The organism is Stenotrophomonas sp. ZAC14D2_NAIMI4_6 (assembly GCF_003086875.1).
GTDB lineage: Bacteria > Pseudomonadota > Gammaproteobacteria > Xanthomonadales > Xanthomonadaceae > Stenotrophomonas.
The window spans coordinates 1,530,963-1,547,075 of the sequence record NZ_CP025996.1; the positions used below are offsets into that span (position 1 = coordinate 1,530,963).

Annotated in this window: 17 protein-coding genes; 12 read left to right on the forward strand and 5 right to left on the reverse strand. The window is 67.6% G+C overall.

The window, feature by feature from the left end; translation table 11 throughout:
• Positions 1-34: 34 nt before the first annotated feature.
• Positions 35-385 (reverse strand): DUF3301 domain-containing protein, encoded by a 351-nt coding sequence (locus C1933_RS06980; RefSeq protein ID WP_108752676.1) that lies wholly within the window; start codon positions 383-385, stop codon positions 35-37.
• Positions 386-631: 246 nt separating this feature from the next.
• On the opposite strand from C1933_RS06980, the gene C1933_RS06985 reads away from it, so the two are divergent.
• On the forward strand, positions 632-2,104 hold the full coding sequence (locus tag C1933_RS06985) for a PhoPQ-activated protein PqaA family protein (protein ID WP_234414669.1): 1,473 nt from the start codon (positions 632-634) through the stop codon (positions 2,102-2,104).
• On the opposite strand, the gene C1933_RS06990 is transcribed toward C1933_RS06985, so the two are convergent.
• From C1933_RS06990 to C1933_RS07000, 3 genes are all read right to left on the reverse strand, one after another.
• Positions 1,998-2,948 carry a DUF2272 domain-containing protein gene (locus C1933_RS06990; protein ID WP_108752678.1) on the reverse strand — a complete coding sequence of 317 codons (951 nt, stop codon included), beginning with the start codon at positions 2,946-2,948 and terminating at the stop codon, positions 1,998-2,000. The two genes, C1933_RS06985 and C1933_RS06990, sit on opposite strands and share 107 nt — an antisense overlap.
• A gap of 114 nt (positions 2,949-3,062) precedes the next feature.
• Complete coding sequence (gene nadC, locus C1933_RS06995; RefSeq protein WP_108752679.1) at positions 3,063-3,914, reverse strand: carboxylating nicotinate-nucleotide diphosphorylase; 852 nt, start codon at positions 3,912-3,914, stop codon at positions 3,063-3,065.
• Positions 3,911-4,180 (reverse strand): Trm112 family protein, encoded by a 270-nt coding sequence (locus C1933_RS07000; protein WP_005408847.1) that lies wholly within the window; start codon positions 4,178-4,180, stop codon positions 3,911-3,913. Before C1933_RS07000 ends, nadC begins: the two co-directional genes overlap by 4 nt.
• A gap of 58 nt (positions 4,181-4,238) precedes the next feature.
• On the opposite strand from C1933_RS07000, the gene purE reads away from it, so the two are divergent.
• The 3 genes from purE to C1933_RS07015 all read left to right on the forward strand — a co-directional run bounded on the left by purE (position 4,239) and on the right by C1933_RS07015 (position 6,326).
• Positions 4,239-4,742 (forward strand): 5-(carboxyamino)imidazole ribonucleotide mutase, encoded by a 504-nt coding sequence (gene purE, locus C1933_RS07005; protein WP_108752680.1) that lies wholly within the window; start codon positions 4,239-4,241, stop codon positions 4,740-4,742.
• Positions 4,739-5,887, forward strand: coding sequence for a 5-(carboxyamino)imidazole ribonucleotide synthase (locus C1933_RS07010; protein ID WP_108752681.1), 1,149 nt, complete (start codon positions 4,739-4,741; stop codon positions 5,885-5,887). Before purE ends, C1933_RS07010 begins: the two co-directional genes overlap by 4 nt.
• A 97-nt stretch (positions 5,888-5,984) precedes the next feature.
• Positions 5,985-6,326: a carboxymuconolactone decarboxylase family protein gene (locus C1933_RS07015; protein WP_108752682.1), complete on the forward strand. Its 342-nt coding sequence runs from the start codon at positions 5,985-5,987 to the stop codon at positions 6,324-6,326.
• A gap of 38 nt (positions 6,327-6,364) precedes the next feature.
• Here C1933_RS07015 and C1933_RS07020 read toward each other — a convergent pair whose 3' ends face one another.
• Complete coding sequence (locus C1933_RS07020; RefSeq protein WP_108754766.1) at positions 6,365-6,943, reverse strand: superoxide dismutase; 579 nt, start codon at positions 6,941-6,943, stop codon at positions 6,365-6,367.
• A 119-nt stretch (positions 6,944-7,062) separates the two neighbouring features.
• Between C1933_RS07020 and grxD the strand changes: the two genes are divergently transcribed.
• From grxD to C1933_RS07060, 8 genes are all read left to right on the forward strand, one after another.
• Positions 7,063-7,383: a Grx4 family monothiol glutaredoxin gene (gene grxD, locus C1933_RS07025; protein WP_108749163.1), complete on the forward strand. Its 321-nt coding sequence runs from the start codon at positions 7,063-7,065 to the stop codon at positions 7,381-7,383.
• Positions 7,380-8,153: an SDR family NAD(P)-dependent oxidoreductase gene (locus tag C1933_RS07030; protein WP_108752683.1), complete on the forward strand. Its 774-nt coding sequence runs from the start codon at positions 7,380-7,382 to the stop codon at positions 8,151-8,153. The genes grxD and C1933_RS07030 overlap by 4 nt, the downstream gene beginning before the upstream one ends.
• A 229-nt stretch (positions 8,154-8,382) precedes the next feature.
• Complete coding sequence (locus C1933_RS07035) at positions 8,383-11,595, forward strand: carboxypeptidase regulatory-like domain-containing protein (protein WP_234414671.1); 3,213 nt, start codon at positions 8,383-8,385, stop codon at positions 11,593-11,595.
• 252 nt (positions 11,596-11,847) lie between these two features.
• On the forward strand, positions 11,848-13,236 hold the full coding sequence (ppnN, locus tag C1933_RS07040; protein WP_108752685.1) for a nucleotide 5'-monophosphate nucleosidase PpnN: 1,389 nt from the start codon (positions 11,848-11,850) through the stop codon (positions 13,234-13,236).
• A 207-nt stretch (positions 13,237-13,443) separates the two neighbouring features.
• Entirely contained in the window at positions 13,444-13,959 is a 516-nt protein-coding gene (locus C1933_RS07045; RefSeq protein WP_108752686.1) for a GspH/FimT family pseudopilin, read from the forward strand.
• Positions 13,956-14,432, forward strand: coding sequence for a type IV pilus modification protein PilV (gene pilV, locus C1933_RS07050; protein WP_108752687.1), 477 nt, complete (start codon positions 13,956-13,958; stop codon positions 14,430-14,432). Before C1933_RS07045 ends, pilV begins: the two co-directional genes overlap by 4 nt.
• Complete coding sequence (locus tag C1933_RS07055; RefSeq protein WP_108752688.1) at positions 14,429-15,595, forward strand: PilW family protein; 1,167 nt, start codon at positions 14,429-14,431, stop codon at positions 15,593-15,595. Before pilV ends, C1933_RS07055 begins: the two co-directional genes overlap by 4 nt.
• A 4-nt stretch (positions 15,596-15,599) precedes the next feature.
• Entirely contained in the window at positions 15,600-16,109 is a 510-nt protein-coding gene (locus C1933_RS07060) for a PilX N-terminal domain-containing pilus assembly protein (protein ID WP_108752689.1), read from the forward strand.
• Positions 16,110-16,113: the final 4 nt, after the last annotated feature.

Here is a 16,113-nt window from a genome sequence, read left to right on the forward strand (position 1 = left end):
CCGACCGTTGGTCGGCACAGCCCGGCGCTACCGCCTACACATCCTCGGCCTCATCCACATCCGCGCGGATCCTGCTGATCCGCGCCGCGCCCGGCCCAGTGAACGAGATGAGCTGGTCGCCGCGCAGCACCATGCGCCCGACATGGCGATCGATGCCATCGTAGGAATACTCGAACTTGAAGGTGCGCTCGAAACCGAGCCGGCCATCCTCGCCGCGCGACAGGCGCAGGCCGGTGGCATGCACCGCCTGGTCCAGCCACTGCACGTCGGCGGCACGGCAGGCATTGCGACCCAGTTCCACCGCGCGCTCGGCGGCCGAACGCGCCGCGTTCCAGAAGAAATAGACGATACCGCCAACGATCAGCAACAACAGCAGGGTGGGCATGGCGTGGAATGTCTGAAGTCGATGCAGCCAAGATGGCGGCGAAGCGGGCCGGGATCAAGCACCGTGACGTTTCCGGGCTGAAAGCGGCCGTGGGCCGGCCAGCGACTGCATCGCTGGACACCGCGCTGACAACGCTGTCGCCATTGCCTCTCGAAGCGCCGCCGCCACACGGGCAGGGTCGGTGCTTTCCTACAGGCGGCGAGGCGGCGAATGCACAGAGCGAGGACGGTGGTGATGGTGATGCTGATGGGCGCGGCATGCGCATCGTCCGCAGAAGGTGCCGTCGGTGCGGAGCCGCAGCCAGGGCAGGCCCTGTTGTACGCTCGGGGCGCAACCTCGTCCTTCCCGGGTGGCCAGCGGCGTCAGTTCACGCTGCAGTCGCAGCGCTGGCCTGACCGGCAGCAGGGGGCGACCTGGCGCCATCGGGTGGAGGTGCTTCAGCCCGATGCGCCGCAACCCGGTCCGGCCCTGCTGGTCATCAACAATGGCGTGGCCCATGACGGCGGCGGGCGCCCGGCCGGAGCGGCCACCGACCTGCCGGCCGAGGTGCTGGAAACGCTGGTGCGCACGCTGGGCATGGCGGTGGTGTCGCTTGCCGATGTGCCGCCGCAGGCCATGGCGTTGCCGGGGGACACCGCGCTGCGCACCGAAGATGATCTGGTGGCTGCCACCTGGCGCCGCTATCTGGACGACCCGGCGCGCCCCGCGCATTGGCCCCTGCACGTACCGATGACGGAAGCCGCAGTGCGCGCGCTGGATCTGGCCGACCGCGAGCTGCCAGCGGTTCAACGCCCGTCCTATATCGTCACCGGCGCGTCCAAGCGCGGCTGGATCACCTGGCTGCTGCCGCTGGTGGACGATCGGGTCAGCCACCTGGCACCGTTCGTGATCGACATGCACTGGCAGGCACTGGCACCGCACATCCGCAGCGTGCACGCCGGGCGCTGGCCGATCGCGCTGCAACCGTATGTCGACCACGGCATCACCGCCGAGATCGGTACCGACGGCTTCGCAGATCTGATGCGCATCGTGGACCCGTACACGCACCTGGACGGGCCACGGGCAGCACGGCTGGCCCTGCCCAAGCTGCTGGTCAACGCCAGCGGCGACGATTTCTTTCCGCCGGATGCGACGTCGCACTATCTGCGCGCGCTGCAGGGACCGACGGCCCTGCGCATGGCGCCGAACAGCGATCACGGCGGCATCCGCCGCTTCACCGCCGATGCGCTGCTGCCGACGCTGCGCCGCTGGCGCACCGGCAGGGGGTTGCCGCAGATCGATTCGCAGTGGAACGCCGAAGAGGGCCAGTTGCAGGTGCGGGCGCAGGGCGAACGGCCGCGCCGCGCGCTGCTGTGGCAGGCGCACAACCCGCACGCGCGCGATTTCCGCCGCGCCTGCGGCATCGCGTATGAATCGGCCGAGCTTGAACTCAACGACCAGGGCGGGGTGTCGCCACCACTGGCCGTGCCAACGCGCGGCTGGAGCGCTTCGTTCGTCGAACTGCACTACGACGACGGCATGGTGGTGACCACGCCGGTGCAGGTGCTGCCGCAGGATCGGTTTCCTGCACAGCCCCCGGCGCAGGGCGAGGGGCGCTGCAGGCTGGTGCCACTCAGCGGCTCGGCGCCGCCTGCACAGGCAGTGGCGACAACGCCGGTTGTGCCGGCAACGGGGCCGCTACATTCAGCTGCAGCAGCGCCGCCCAATCCTGTCGATTGAAGCTGCACTCGTCTTCGCGCCCCGGCGTGCAGCTGGGGTCGATGCCGGTGGTGTCATGCGAGCGTGCCGGCGGCAGCTGGATGCGCCCGCTGCGATCCAGTTGCAGCAGGCGCATGGCCACGGTGTTCATCACGTTGCCGCCCACCAGGTACAGGGTCTGGTCGCCGCCCAGGTTGGCCGCCACCACGACTTCGCAATGCGATTTCCAGTGGCCCACCGAGCCGTTGCCCAGTGCCTGCACCAGCCCGCTGTAGCTGAGGGTGCTGCTGCGGTCGCGCAGGAAGCACAGCATGTCGCCGGGGGCGGGCTTGGCGGTGGCCGGGTCCAGCAGCCGGTACGGGCTGCCGGCCGGGCCGGCCTGGTAGGCAGCGCGGATGTAGTCGATGTGGCGCGGCGAGGTGGTGAAGCCGGGCACCCCGGCGCGCACCATCACCCAGGAAATGAAGGCGGCCGACCACGGGTTGTCGACCAGGAAGGCGCGGCAGTCGCTGTCGGTGTAGCGCACCCCCAGGGGTGCCAGGCAGCTGCTGGCGCCGTCGATGCTGCCCATCGCGTTCAAGGTGCCGCTGTCACGCCAGTAGGCGGCCACGCGCCGCCAGGCCACCAGGCCGTTGTCGGCCAGGTAGCCGCTCTCGGCCTCGGTGACGGTGAGGCTGGCCGCACGGCCTTCGCGGTCGATGAAGGCGCGGTACCACAGCCGGTGTTCGTTGCAGGCCGCGTTGCGGATGGAGATCGCCAGCGGACTCAGGCCATAGCGGGGTGGCACGTCGCAGGCTTCGGCGGCGGCGGCCGACAGCGGCGCGGCGGCCAGCAGCAGGCAGGCAGGCAACAGCATCCGGCGCATGCGCGGCTCCTGTAGCGGATGGCCGCAGCGTCGCAGTGCCGTCGTGAACGCAGGGTGTGAGAACGGGGTCAGATCCCTTTCCCATGGGAAAGGGATCTGACCCCATGCCAGGCCTCAGCGCGGCGGCGGGCCCAGCTTCAGTGACAGATCGATCGCCTGCACATGCTTGGTCAGGCCGCCAATGGAAATGCAGTCGACGCCGTCTTCTGCAATGGCGCGCAGGCCGTCCAGGCCCACGCTGCCTGATACTTCCAGTGGAATGCGGCCGGCGGTGATGCGCACGGCCTCGCGCCGCAGGTCGGCGCTGAAATCATCCAGCAGGATGCGCTCGCAGCCGGTCTGCAGGGCCTGCTGCAGCTGTTCCAGGTCTTCCACTTCCACCACCAGCGGCAACTGCGGCCACTGCTGGCGTGCGGCCGCCACCGCGGCCGGCAGCGAGCCGGCGGCGCGGATGTGGTTTTCCTTCAGCATCACCGTGTCGTACAGGCCGAAGCGGTGGTTGTCGCCCCCGCCGCAGCGCACCGCGTACTTCTGCGCCAGGCGCAGGCCGGGCAGGGTCTTGCGGGTATCGAGAATGCGCGTGCCGGTGCCGGCCACGGCCGCCACGTGGCGGGCGGTGGTGGTGGCGGTGCCGGACAGGGTCTGCAGGAAATTCAGCGAGGTGCGCTCGGCGCTGACCAGGCTGCGGCTGCGGCCCTTCAGCAGGGCCAACACGGTGCCGGCCTTGACCACCGCGCCTTCGTCCACCTGCCAGTCGATGCGGACCTGCGGATCGAGCGCGCGATGGGTGGCGTCGAACCACGGCCGGCCGCAGATCACCGCATCCTGCTTGCACAGCAGGTAGGCGCTGTCCGGCTGGTCAGGCAGCAGGGCGGCGGTGACGTCACCGCTGCCCAGATCCTCGGCCAACGCGCGGGCGACATCGGCCGCGACGAGGGCCGCATCCGGCGTCGGCAGGGTACTCATGCGGCGGGGAAGTCGGCGATCTGCGCGGTCGGGATGGCCTCTTCGGCCAGCAGTACCGGAATGCCGTCGTCTACCCGGAACACCTGCTTGCGGTCGCGGGTCACCAGGGCCTCGCGCAGCGGCTGGGCCAGCGGGTTGCCATCGGCCTTGTTCACCGCACCGGCGGAAATGGCCTTGTTGAGGGCTTCCAGGCCCTTGCCATCCAGCAGGGACAGGGGCTGGCGGGTATCGGGCGACACCAGCAGGTCAAGCAGCTTGCGATCCATGGTTCTTCGTCTTGCGTGGAAGACGGCTAGAATACGTCTTTAAGGTAGGTGACGGCCAATGACCCCCAACCCGATCACGCCGCTCGTCGGCATCGTCATGGGTTCCCGCTCCGATTGGGAAACCATGCAGCACGCGGCCCAGAAGCTTGAAGCCCTGGGTGTTCCGTTCGAAGTGAAGGTGGTTTCGGCCCACCGCACGCCGGACGTGTTGTTCAGCTATGCCGAAGAAGCCGGCCCGCGCGGCCTGCGCGCGATCATCGCCGGTGCCGGCGGTGCTGCCCACCTGCCGGGCATGATCGCGGCCAAGACCGCGGTGCCGGTGCTGGGCGTGCCGGTGCAGTCCAAGGCCTTGAACGGCATGGATTCGCTGCTGTCGATCGTGCAGATGCCGGCCGGCATTCCGGTGGCCACCTTCGCCATCGGCAATGCGGGCGCCTCCAATGCCGCGCTGTTCGCCGCGGCCATGCTGGCCAGCGACCAGCCGGCCATCGGCCAGGCGCTGGAGGCGTTCCGCACCCGCCAGACCGAAGACGTGATGGCCCACGACGACCCGCGCCAATGAACCTGACCGTCGGCATCCTGGGCGGCGGCCAGCTCGCCCGCATGATGGTCCTGGCCGGTGCGCCGCTGGGCCTGCGCTTTGAACTGTTCGATCCGGCGGCCGACGCCTGCAGTGGGCCGTTGGCGCCACTCACCGTCGCCGCCTTCGACGACCGCCAGGCGCTGGCCGCGTTCGCCGCCAAGGTGGATGTGGTCACCTTCGATTTCGAGAACGTGCCGGCCGACAGTGCGCAGTTCCTGGCCGACCGCGTGCCGGTCTACCCGCCGCCGGCCGCGCTGGCGGTGGCCCAGGACCGGCTGAGCGAGAAGACCCTGTTCCAGCAACTGGGCATTCCGCTGCCTGCCTTTGCCGATATCCGCAGCCGTGACGAGCTGGCCGCGAAGGCCGCCGAGTTCGGTCTGCCGTGCATCCTCAAGACCCGCCGCCTGGGCTACGACGGCAAGGGCCAGTTCCGTCTGCGCAGCGCGGCCGACATCGACGCCGCTTGGGATGCGCTGGGCGCGCAGGTCGAGCGCACCGGGCTGATCCTGGAAGGCTTCGTTGCCTTCCAACGCGAAGTGAGCGTGGTGGCCGTGCGTGGCCGCGATGGCAGCTTCCAGGCCTGGCCGGTCACCGGCAACTGGCATGTCGATGGCGTGCTGTCGGCCAGCGTGGCCCCGGCCGTGCTTTCCGCAGCCGAGCACGAAGCTGCCATTGGCTACGCGCGCCGCGTGGCCGACCACCTGCAGTATGTGGGCGTGTTCGCCCTGGAACTGTTCTGCCGCGATGGCGAACTGCTGGCCAACGAGATGGCGCCGCGCGTGCACAATTCCGGGCACTGGACCATCGAAGGCAGCGAGACCTCGCAGTTCGAGAACCACCTGCGTGCCGTGCTGGGCCTGCCGCTGGGCAGCACCCGCATGCTCGGCCATGCCTGCATGCTGAACTGGCTGGGCGCCATGCCCGATCCGGCACCGGTGCTGGGCCAGGCCAGCGGCCATTGGCACGATTACGGCAAGCAGCCGCGTGATGGCCGCAAGGTGGGCCATGCCACGCTGCGCGACGACCAGGCCGATGCCCTGGCCGATGCCCTGGAGCAGGTCGGGCTGGAACTGGACCGCCAGGCGCAGGTCGCCCCGGCGGTACACGCGCTGCGCAACCGCTGAGGCGGGCGCAGCGCTGCAACATTGTGGCGCGCCGGTGTACGCATCGGCGCAACCCCTGCGGTGGTAGCGTGGGGCTCCTTTCCCCGGAGTCACCGCCATGCTCGACTGGAACGCTTACCGCAAGGAACTGAAGGGCCGCATCGGCGAGATCGGCAAGCTCTCGCCCGACACCCTGAAGGGCTACGCGACGCTGGCCAATGCCGGCGCGCAGACCAACCACCTGGATGCGAAGACCCGCGAGTTGATCGCGCTGGCAGTGGCGGTCACCACCCGCTGCGACGGCTGCATCACCGTGCACGTGGATGCGGCGCTGAAGCAGGGCGCCAGCCGCGAAGAGATTGCCGAGGCGCTGGGTGTGGCGGTGTCGCTCAATGCCGGCGCCGCGCTGGTCTATTCGGCGCGGGTGATGGATGCAGTGGCCGCGCACGAGAACGCGTGAGGCGTGCGGCGTCGCCGGGCCATGCCCGGCGGTCCGCCTCAGCGCAGCTGGCTTTCGGCGAATTCCCAGTTCGCCAGCTGCCAGAACCCGTCCAGATAGCGCGCGCGCTCGTTCTGGTAGTCGGTGTAGTAGGCGTGTTCCCACAGGTCGCAGCACAGCAGTGGCGTGCTGTCGCCGGTCAGGGGCGTGCCGCCATTGCGGGTGACCTGGATGCCCAGTTGCCCGCCAGGGTGCTGCACCAGCCAGGCCCAGCCCGAGCCGAACAGGCCCAGCGCTGCGCGGTTGAATTCCTCGCGCAGGCGCTGCGCATCGCCAAACTGGCGCTTCACCAGCTCGCCCAGGCGCCCCTGCGGTTCGCCGCCGCCGCGCGGGCGCAGGCATTGCCAGTAGAAGCCGTGGTTCCAGGCCTGGGCGGCGGCGTCGAACAACGCGCCCTGGGTCTGGCGCACGATGTCATCCAGCGTGGCCTCTTCCCATTCGGTGCCGGCAATGGCGGCGTTCACCGCGTCCACGTAGGCGCGATGGTGGCGGCCGTGGTGCAGTTCCACGGTGGTGGCCGACAGGTGCGGCTGCAGGGAGCCGGGAAGGTAGGGCAGGGCAGGCAGTTCGACAGACATGGACAGGTTCGTGGTCAGGGAGCGGTGGCAGCCGGTACCATCGGCATACAATGGCGGCTACCGTGGGCAGTCTAGCCGACCACCGCGGTCGGTTTGTCCGGCGAAGCAAGGAGTGAGGTGTGGCGGTAATGCAGCAAATCCAGGCCGAGGTGGATCGTTACCCGCTCGTGCTGTTCATGAAAGGCACCCCGCAATACCCGATGTGCGGCTTTTCCAGCCGCGCCGTGCAGGCCCTGATGGCCGCGGGCGCCGTGTCCCTGCGCACCGTCAACGTGCTCGAAGAGCCGGAGATCCGCGCCAACCTGCCGCGCTTCTCCAACCTGCCCACCTTCCCGCAGTTATTCATCAACGGCGAGCTGATCGGCGGCTGCGACATCATCATGGAACTGTTCGAGGCCGGCGAGCTCAAGCGCATCGTCGAAGAGGCCACCCAGGGATGAGTGCCTGGCCGTCGACGTCGACCGATACGGCGCTCGACGGCCGTCCCCTGCGGGACCGCGTAGTGCTGGTGGCCGGCGCCGGCGGAGGGCTGGGCAGTGCCGCCGCAGTCGCTGCCGCCCGGGCCGGTGCAACAGTGGTCCTGCTGGGGCGCAAGCCGCGCCGCCTGGACCGGGTCTATGCCCAGGTGCAGGCCGTCGGCCCCGAGCCGCTGCTGTATCCGCTGGATCTGGAAGGGGCCAGCCCCGACGACTACGCCGACCTGGCGCAGGCCATCGGCCGCGAGCTGGGTCGCCTGGACGGGGTGCTGGTGTGCGCCGCGCATTTCCCCGGCCTGACCCCGTTTGAACTGGCCGACCCGGCCAGTTTCGCCCGCGCCGTGCATGTCACCCTCACCGCACCGGCCTGGCTGGCCCAGGCCTGCCTGCCCCTGCTGCGCCAGCGCGAGGATGCCGCCCTGGTGTTCGCCGTGGATGCGCCTGAGCGGGTAGGGCAGGCCTACTGGGGTGGCTATGGCGTGGCCCAGCATGGGCTGCGCGGGTTGATCGCCAGCCTGCACGATGAACTGGCCAAGGGCCCGGTGCGGGTGGCAGGGCTGTACCCCGGCCCCCTGCGCACGGCGCTGCGCGCCCGTGCCTACTCGATCGACCAGGACGCAAGCGCGGTAGGGCCGGAAACGGCAGCCGAGGCCGCGGTCGCGCTGCTGTCCGCCGCCGGCCACCCCTGGCGGGGTCAGGTGCTTGACGCCCGCGCGGACACACTATCCCGTTAAGCAAGCGACAGGCCGGAATGAAGATTCCGTCACGATAGCGTTGCGATCCGGTGCCGTTTGTCGCACAACCGTCACATTCATCGGATAGCGTGTTAATCTAGTGTTAACCGTTGCGGCAGCTGCCGTTCACGGTAGGGAACCCCAGATAAATCTCCGAGCAGCCGCCCGCAAGGCTGTTTGGATGCGCTTTTTTTCCGCCATCGCCAACTCGCATCGAGGCTACCGAAAAATGACCCACCCACTCCGGATGTCCAAGCTCACCCTTGGTCTCGTGGCTGCACTTGCCGCCGCCCCCGCCTTCGCCCAGAGCACCTCTGCCGGTGTCGGCGGCCAGGTCGTGTCCCGCAGCGGCCAGCCCGTTGCCGGCGCTGAAGTCACCATCACCCACAGTGAGTCGGGCACCGTCTCGCGTGCGACCACCGACGCGGCCGGTCGCTACAACGCGCGCGGCCTGCGCGTGGGCGGTCCGTACACCATCACCATCACCAAGCCGGGTGAAGGCACCAAGACCGAAGATGGCGTCTACCTGGGCGTGAACCAGACCGGCACCATCAACGCCACCCTGGCCGGTGACCTGGCCGGCGCGACCAACCTGGACACCGTGCAGGTCACCGCTGTCGGCGGCGGCTCGGAAGTGTTCAGCGCCACCAAGATGGGCTCGGGCACCAACCTCAGCCAGCAGCAGATCGAAGTTGCGCCGTCCATCGGCGGCAACATCCAGGATCTGATGCGTCTGGATCCGCGCGTCACCTTCATTGATCGCGCCTCGGGCTCGATCTCGGCCGGTGGCCAGAACCCGCGCTACAACTCGGTGAACATCGACGGCGTGTCGGCCAGCGACACCTTCGGCCTGGAAGGCAACAACATGCCGACCCGCCGCCAGCCGGTCGCCATGGAAGCCATCGAAGCGCTGGACATCAACCTGTCCAACTACGACGTCAGCATCGCTGCCGCCGCCGGTGCCACCGTCAACGCGGTCACCAAGTCCGGTACCAATGAATTCCACGGTTCGGTCTACGGCACCTACCGTGACGGCGACTGGTTCGGTGACAACCCGGAAGGCCAGCCCTTCAATGGTTTCACCAAGGAAAAGACCTACGGCATGACCCTGGGCGGCCCGATCGTCAAGGACAAGTTGTTCTTCTTCGCCAACTACGAAAAGTTCGAACAGGCCGCACCGGGTGCTGACCTGTCGACCACGCCGCTGGGCAAGGCCAATGGCCAGTTCACCCTGGCGGACGTGACCCGTGCGCAGGAAATTGCCCAGGGCTACGGCATCGACGCCGGTGGCCTGGAAAGCAATGGCGACACGAACATGGAAGAGTACGCGCTGAAGCTGGACTGGAACATCAGCGACAACCACCGTGCCAGCGTGCGCTACAGCAAGATCGACCAGAGCAAGCTGCGCATCAACGGCATGACCACCAGCTCGGCTTCGCTGAACTCGTACTGGTACCAGCACAACAAGACCAACGAAAGCTACGTTGCCCAGGTCTTCAGTGACTGGACCGACAACTTCTCGACCGAACTGAAGGCTTCGTACCGCGAGTACTCGGCCATCCGTGCCGTCAACACCAACGCGCCCAGCATCCGCATCTACTTCGGCGGCACCCAGGCTGCGCCGTCGGGTGACTCGCTGTACCTGGGTACGGAAGTCAACTCGCAGGACAACATCCTCGAGACCAAGGCGTGGAACTACTACGCCGCCGGCACCCTGACCCTGGGTGACCACGACGTCAAGTTCGGTGCCTCCTACGACACCAATGACATCTACAACTACTACGGCGCCAACTCGTGGGGCACCTATACCTTCTATGGCCTGAACAACTTCGCCAACGGTATCTGGAGCACCTACGACTACGCCCCGGAGCGCAGCGCTGGTTCGATCGCCGCTGACTACAAGTACAGCAACCTGGCCCTGTTCGTGCAGGACACCTGGTACGTCAACAGCAACCTGACCCTGACCCTGGGTCTGCGCGCTGACCGTCCGGACACCAGCCCGGCACCGGCCTACAACGCACCGGCCTCGACCTTCTTCGGTTACAACAACAGCAAGGTCCTGAACAACAAGTTCCTGGTCCAGCCGCGCTTCGGTTTCAACTACACCTTCGACACCGAGCGCCCGACCCAGCTGCGCGGCGGCGTGGGCCTGTTCCAGGGTGATTCCCCGCAGGTGTGGCTGAGCAACAGCTACTCGGCGACCGGTTTCAACACCAGCGTCTACAACCGCACCGTTTACGATCCGACCCTGGTCTTCAGCCCGGACAAGGACAGCCAGCCGGTTCCGGCGGGCGCAGGTTCGGCCGTGCAGAACGTCAACTTCGTCGGCAATGACTTCCGCATGCCGTCGACCTACAAGGCCAACCTGGCCTTCGACCACGAAACCCCGTGGTACGGCATCGTGGCCTCGGCCGAACTGCTGGTCACCAAGGTCAAGGACGGCCTGTACTACCAGAACCTGAACCTGGGTCCGGTGCAGTACCAGGGTCCGGATGGTCGTGACATGTTCTACAGCGCCAGCAAGAACGGCGCCTGGACCTCGGGCGACGCCCGTTTTGGCCGCAACCGTGCCAACTACAACAACGTCTACCTGATCACCAACACCGACAAGGGCCGCACTTCGCAGTTCACCGCGTCGCTGAGCAAGCCGTGGTCGGATACCAGTGACTGGTCCTGGAACATCGGCTACACCTACACCGATGCGACCGAAGTCGGCTCGCTGACCAGCTCCACCGCCAGCTCGGGTTGGAACTACCAGTACGCCTTCGACGCCAACACCGAAATCGAGAACACCTCGCGCTACCAGATCCGTGACCGCCTGTCGGGTTCGCTGAACTGGAAGCACAAGTTCTTCGGCGATTACGAAACCAAGGTCGGCCTGGTGTACGAAGGCCGTAGCGGTCGTCCGTACAGCTACGTCTTCGTCAACGATGCCAATGGCGACGGCCGTAGCGCCAACGACCTGTTCTACGTGCCGAAGGGCCCGGGCGACGTGCTGTTCGGTACGCTGGCAGCCAATGGCCAGTTCACCGCCGATGCGGCCATGGAAAAGAACTTCTTCGCATGGCTGGCCGCCAACCCGGATCTGGCCAAGTACGCCGGCACCACGCCGGGTGCCAACCAGTTCCGTACCGGCTGGATCAACACCTTCGACCTGCGCATCAGCCAGCAGCTGCCGGGCTTCATGAAGGGCCACAAGTCGGAGATCTGGCTGGACGTGCAGAACATCGGCAACATGCTGAACAAGAAGTGGGGCAACATCTACGACTACGGCTTCTTCGCCGACAGCCGTGTGGCCACCCTGCAGGGCATGTACCAGGGCAAGTACGTGTACAACTACCGCGGCGCGGACACCCCGACCGTGGCCAACGCAGACGCAGACGGCTTCGACGTCGGTGTCTCGCAGTGGTCGCTGCAGCTGGGCTTCCGCTACCAGTTCTGATGAACTGACGTAGTTGCTGCACACGGAAACGGCCGGGGAAACCCGGCCGTTTTCCGTTCAGTCGAAAGTGCTTGCGGGGCGTTTGGCTTCGGCGTAGCATCCAGACACGTGCGCGGCGCCATCGCCGCAACGGCGGTCCCAGCAACGGTGAACGCGGTCAGCACGCATCCAACGGTCGGGTTTCCCGGCCGTTTTGCTTTTTAAGGGGGCGGCAGTACAGTCGGAAACCTTGAAGGAAGCGAAAAGTTGGATATGACCACGAACGAAAAGGCAGCCCGTGCGCTGCCGGTGCAGGATGCGCGGATCTACCCGCGTGGTGGGCTGGATGTGTTGTCGCGCGCCGAAGTGGCGCGCCTGCGCGATGCCTCCGGCGGCGGCATGCACGAGCTGTTGCGCCGCTGCGCACTGGCCGTGCTGACCAGTGGCAGTGCCTCGGACGATCCGCGCGCCGCGCGTGATCTCTACCCCGATTTCGACATCCAGGTGGCGCAGCAGGATCGCGGCGTGCGCATCGACCTGGTCAACGCCCCGGCGATGGCCTTCGTCGACGGCGAGATCATCCGCGGCGTGGCCGAGCTGCTGTTCGCGGTGGTGCGTGACCTGGCCTACATGGCCATCGAGATGGGCCCGGCCTACGCGGCCGAGCTGGAATCGTCCGAAGGCATCACCAACGCTGTGTTCGGCCTGCTGCGCAACGCGCGCATCCTCAACCCGGGCGACCCGAACCTGGTGGTCTGCTGGGGCGGCCATTCGATCGGCCGCGACGAGTACCTGTACACCAAGCAGGTGGGCTACGAGCTGGGCCTGCGCGGCCTGGACATCTGCACCGGCTGCGGCCCGGGCGCCATGAAGGGCCCGATGAAGGGCGCCACCATCGCCCATGCCAAGCAGCGCAAGACGGTCACCCGCTACATCGGCCTGACCGAGCCGGGCATCATCGCGGCCGAGTCGCCGAACCCGATCGTCAACCACCTGGTCATCATGCCGGACATCGAGAAGCGCCTGGAGGCCTTCGTCCGCATCGGCCACGGCATCATCGTGTTCGCCGGTGGCGTCGGAACCGCCGAAGAGATCCTGTACCTGCTGGGCATCCTGCTGCGCGAGGAAAACAAGGACCTGCCGTTCCCGCTGATCCTGACCGGCCCGACCGTGGCTGCGCCGTACTTCGAGCAGATCGACCGCTTCATCCGCCTGACCCTGGGCGATGCCGCTGCCGACCGTTACGAGATTATCATCGGCGACCCGGTGGCCGTGGCCAAGAAGATGGCCAGCGGCATCAAGCAGGTGCGCGAGTACCGCCTGGCGCAGAAGGATTCGTTCTTCTTCAACTGGTCCATCGAGATTCCGTGGGAGTACCAGCAGCCGTTCGTGCCGACCCACGAAGCGATGGCTGCGCTGGACCTGCACCACGGCCGTGCCCCGCACGCGCTGGCAGCCGACCTGCGCCGGGCTTTCTCGGGCATCGTGGCCGGCAACGTGAAGGAAGACGGCATGCGCCGCATCGAGGAGTTCGGTCCGTTCCAGATCCATGGCGACGCCGACATGATGCAGGCCCTGGACGCGCTGCTGCGCGCGTTCGTGGACCAGCGCCGGATGAAGATCTCCGGCGAATACCAGCCCTGCTACCAGGTGCTGGCCTGACCGGCCGGGGTCGGAGCCCCTGCGGGGATCCGACCCCATTGCACCGATCCGGGGTCGGATCCCCGCAGGGGCTCTGACCCCCGTCCGGCACGCTGGCGTGTCAACCCTTTGACGCCCATCGCCCGGAACTGACCGTTCATCCTGCCGCCGCTTGCCGGCGGCCGGTGGCTGCGCCATCGTGGCAACCAACACGCTGGGGAGCGTCCAATGAAACTGCGCCGGTCCAACGGCTTCACGCTGGTCGAGTTGATGGTCACCATCGCGGTGGTCGCCATTCTCGGCACCATTGCGTTTCCGAGTTTCCAGAGCACCATCCGTTCCAACCGCATCGCCTCGGCCGGCAATGAAATGACCGGCCTGTTGTCGTTGGCCCGCAGCGAGGCCGTGCGCAACAAGCGCGGCGGCGGGGTCTGCGGCAGCTCCGACGGCAGCAGCTGCGATGGCGCCTGGCGCTCGGGCATGCTGGCCTGGGCCGACGTGGACGGCAACGGCAGCAAGGGCGCCAACGAGGGCGTGCTGCGCTTCGTCTCGGTCACCTCCGATTCGGTCACCGTCACCGGCCCGGCGGCCGAAGTCGCCTTCGATGCCCGCGGTCGCCGCCGCGCGGCCGCCACCCAGCAGATCACCCTGCAGCCAGTGAAATGCGGCAGCGATCCCCAGCGCCGTACCCTGTCCGTCAACGCGGCAGGCCAGATCACCTCCACCAAGGCCGCCTGCCAATGAGCCGTCGTCTTCCCTCGTTCTCGCGGCGCCAGGCCGGCTTCAGCCTGCTGGAAGTGCTGATCGCCATCCTGATCCTCGGCTTCGGCCTGCTGGGCTTCGCCCTGCTGCAGACCATGAACGTGCGCTTCGTGCAGAGCGCCAACTACCGCACCCAGGCCACCAACCTGGCCTACGACCTGCTGGACCAGATGCGCAGCAACCGCTACCAGGCGGGCTGGTACACCGGCGCCAGCTTCGCGGCCAACTCGGTCAGCGCCAGTTCGTGCACCCGCGTGCTCGGCGCCGACCAGGGCGTGGCCAGCAACATCACCCGCTGGCAGTGCCAGGTGGTGCAGTCGCTGGGCGAGGGCGCCAGCGCCACCGTGCTCAACGCCAACGGCCGGGTCACGGTGGGCATCGCCTGGGGCGACCAGCGCTGGGATCCGCAGGATCCCAACGCCCGCACCACCTTCACCCTGGTATCGCAGCTGTGAGCGCGCACCTGTCCTCCCGCCGCCACGCCGCCGGTCTGTCGCTGATCGAAATGATGGTGGCCATGGTCATCGGCCTGGTGCTGATGCTGGGCGTGGTGCAGGTGTTCATCGCCTCGCGCACCGCCTCGCGGCTGGCCGAAGGCAATGCACGCGCACAGGAAAACGGTCGCTTCGCGCTGGAGTTCCTGCAGCGCGACATCCGCATGGCCGGCCACTTCGGTTGCGTGAACGACCAGGCGCATTTCGTGAAGGGCGAGGGCGACCCGACCATCAACACCGGCGCCGCCACCGGTTCGGGCCATCCGCTGGATTTCAGCGTCAGCATCCAGGGCTATGAGGCCCCGGGCACCGGGCCAGGCACCAGCCTGACCGTCGGTGGCAGCTGGCCGGCGGTGACGGGCCTGCCGAGTTCGATCAGTGCACTCAAGCCGCGCGATGGCAGTGATGTGCTGGTGCTGCGCTATCTGGCCGCCGAAGGCGTACCGGTCACCGCGCTGGCGCCCGGCGCCAACAGCGTGGTCGGCTTCGACGGCACTCTCGGCAAGCGCCTGCTGGAAGGTGGCGTGACCGCGCCCACGCTGTTCGGCGTGGCCGACTGCAGCCATGTGAACGTGTTCAAGGGCACCTACGTTGAAGGCCAGGTCACCGCCAGCGGCGCCAACCTGGACCGCTACACCGTGCAGCCCACCGGCCAGACCATGATCTACCGCGCCGAATCGGTGGTGTATTTCGTGGGTACCTCCGGTACCACCGGCGAACCGGCGCTGATGCGTGCGCGCTCGGACGGTGCCGACGGCTACGCCGCCGCCGAAGAACTGGTGGAAGGCATCGAGAACCTGCAGCTGCTGTTCGGCCTGGACAGCACTGCGGCCATCACCAGCACCACCCCGCCCACCGGCAACATCACCACCGTGGCCATTGCCAGCGGCGTGTCCACCGGCACCAACGCAGCGGCAGCGGCGCAGTGGCGGCGCGTGGGCCAGGTGCAGGTCGGCATCCTGGCGCGCAGCCCGCAGCCCTCGCAGGCCGAAGCGGCCACCGATGCGCTGCGCTACCCGCGCATGCTCGGCGTTGGCTTCGCGCCGTCCACGCCGAACGACGCGCGCTACCGCGCCGCCTACGAATCCACCATTGCCCTGCGTAACCGCCTCTTCGGGAACTGATGCCATGAACGCTCGAGCCCGCATCCGTCCGATGCCCCGCCAGCAGCGCGGTGCCGTGTTGTACGTCGCGCTGATCATGCTGATCCTGCTGGCGCTGATCGGCATTGCCGGCATGCAGGTGGCAGGCATGCAGGAAAAGATGGCGTCCAACTACCTGGCTACCAATATCGCCTTCCAGAATGCCGAAGGCGTGACCCGGCGCAGCGAACGCGCGGTGGAAGCCATCGCAAACCGCACCGCCGCCGCTGCCGATGCACCGCTGGTGGCCAGCGATATCCAGGACAACTGCGATATCGCCTTCGATCCGGTGGGCTGGGGCCGCGACCGCGCGCTGACCACCGTGCAGGCGGTGAACGTGCGCCGCATCGATACCTGCGTGATCGGCGGCGGTTCGCTGTCGATGGGCAAGCCGCTGGATCCGGTCACGCCCATCTACCAGATCACCACTTTCGCTACCGATACCGCGACGGACTCCTCGTCCACGGCGTCGGTCGATTCCATCTTCAAGCTCTGAGGCC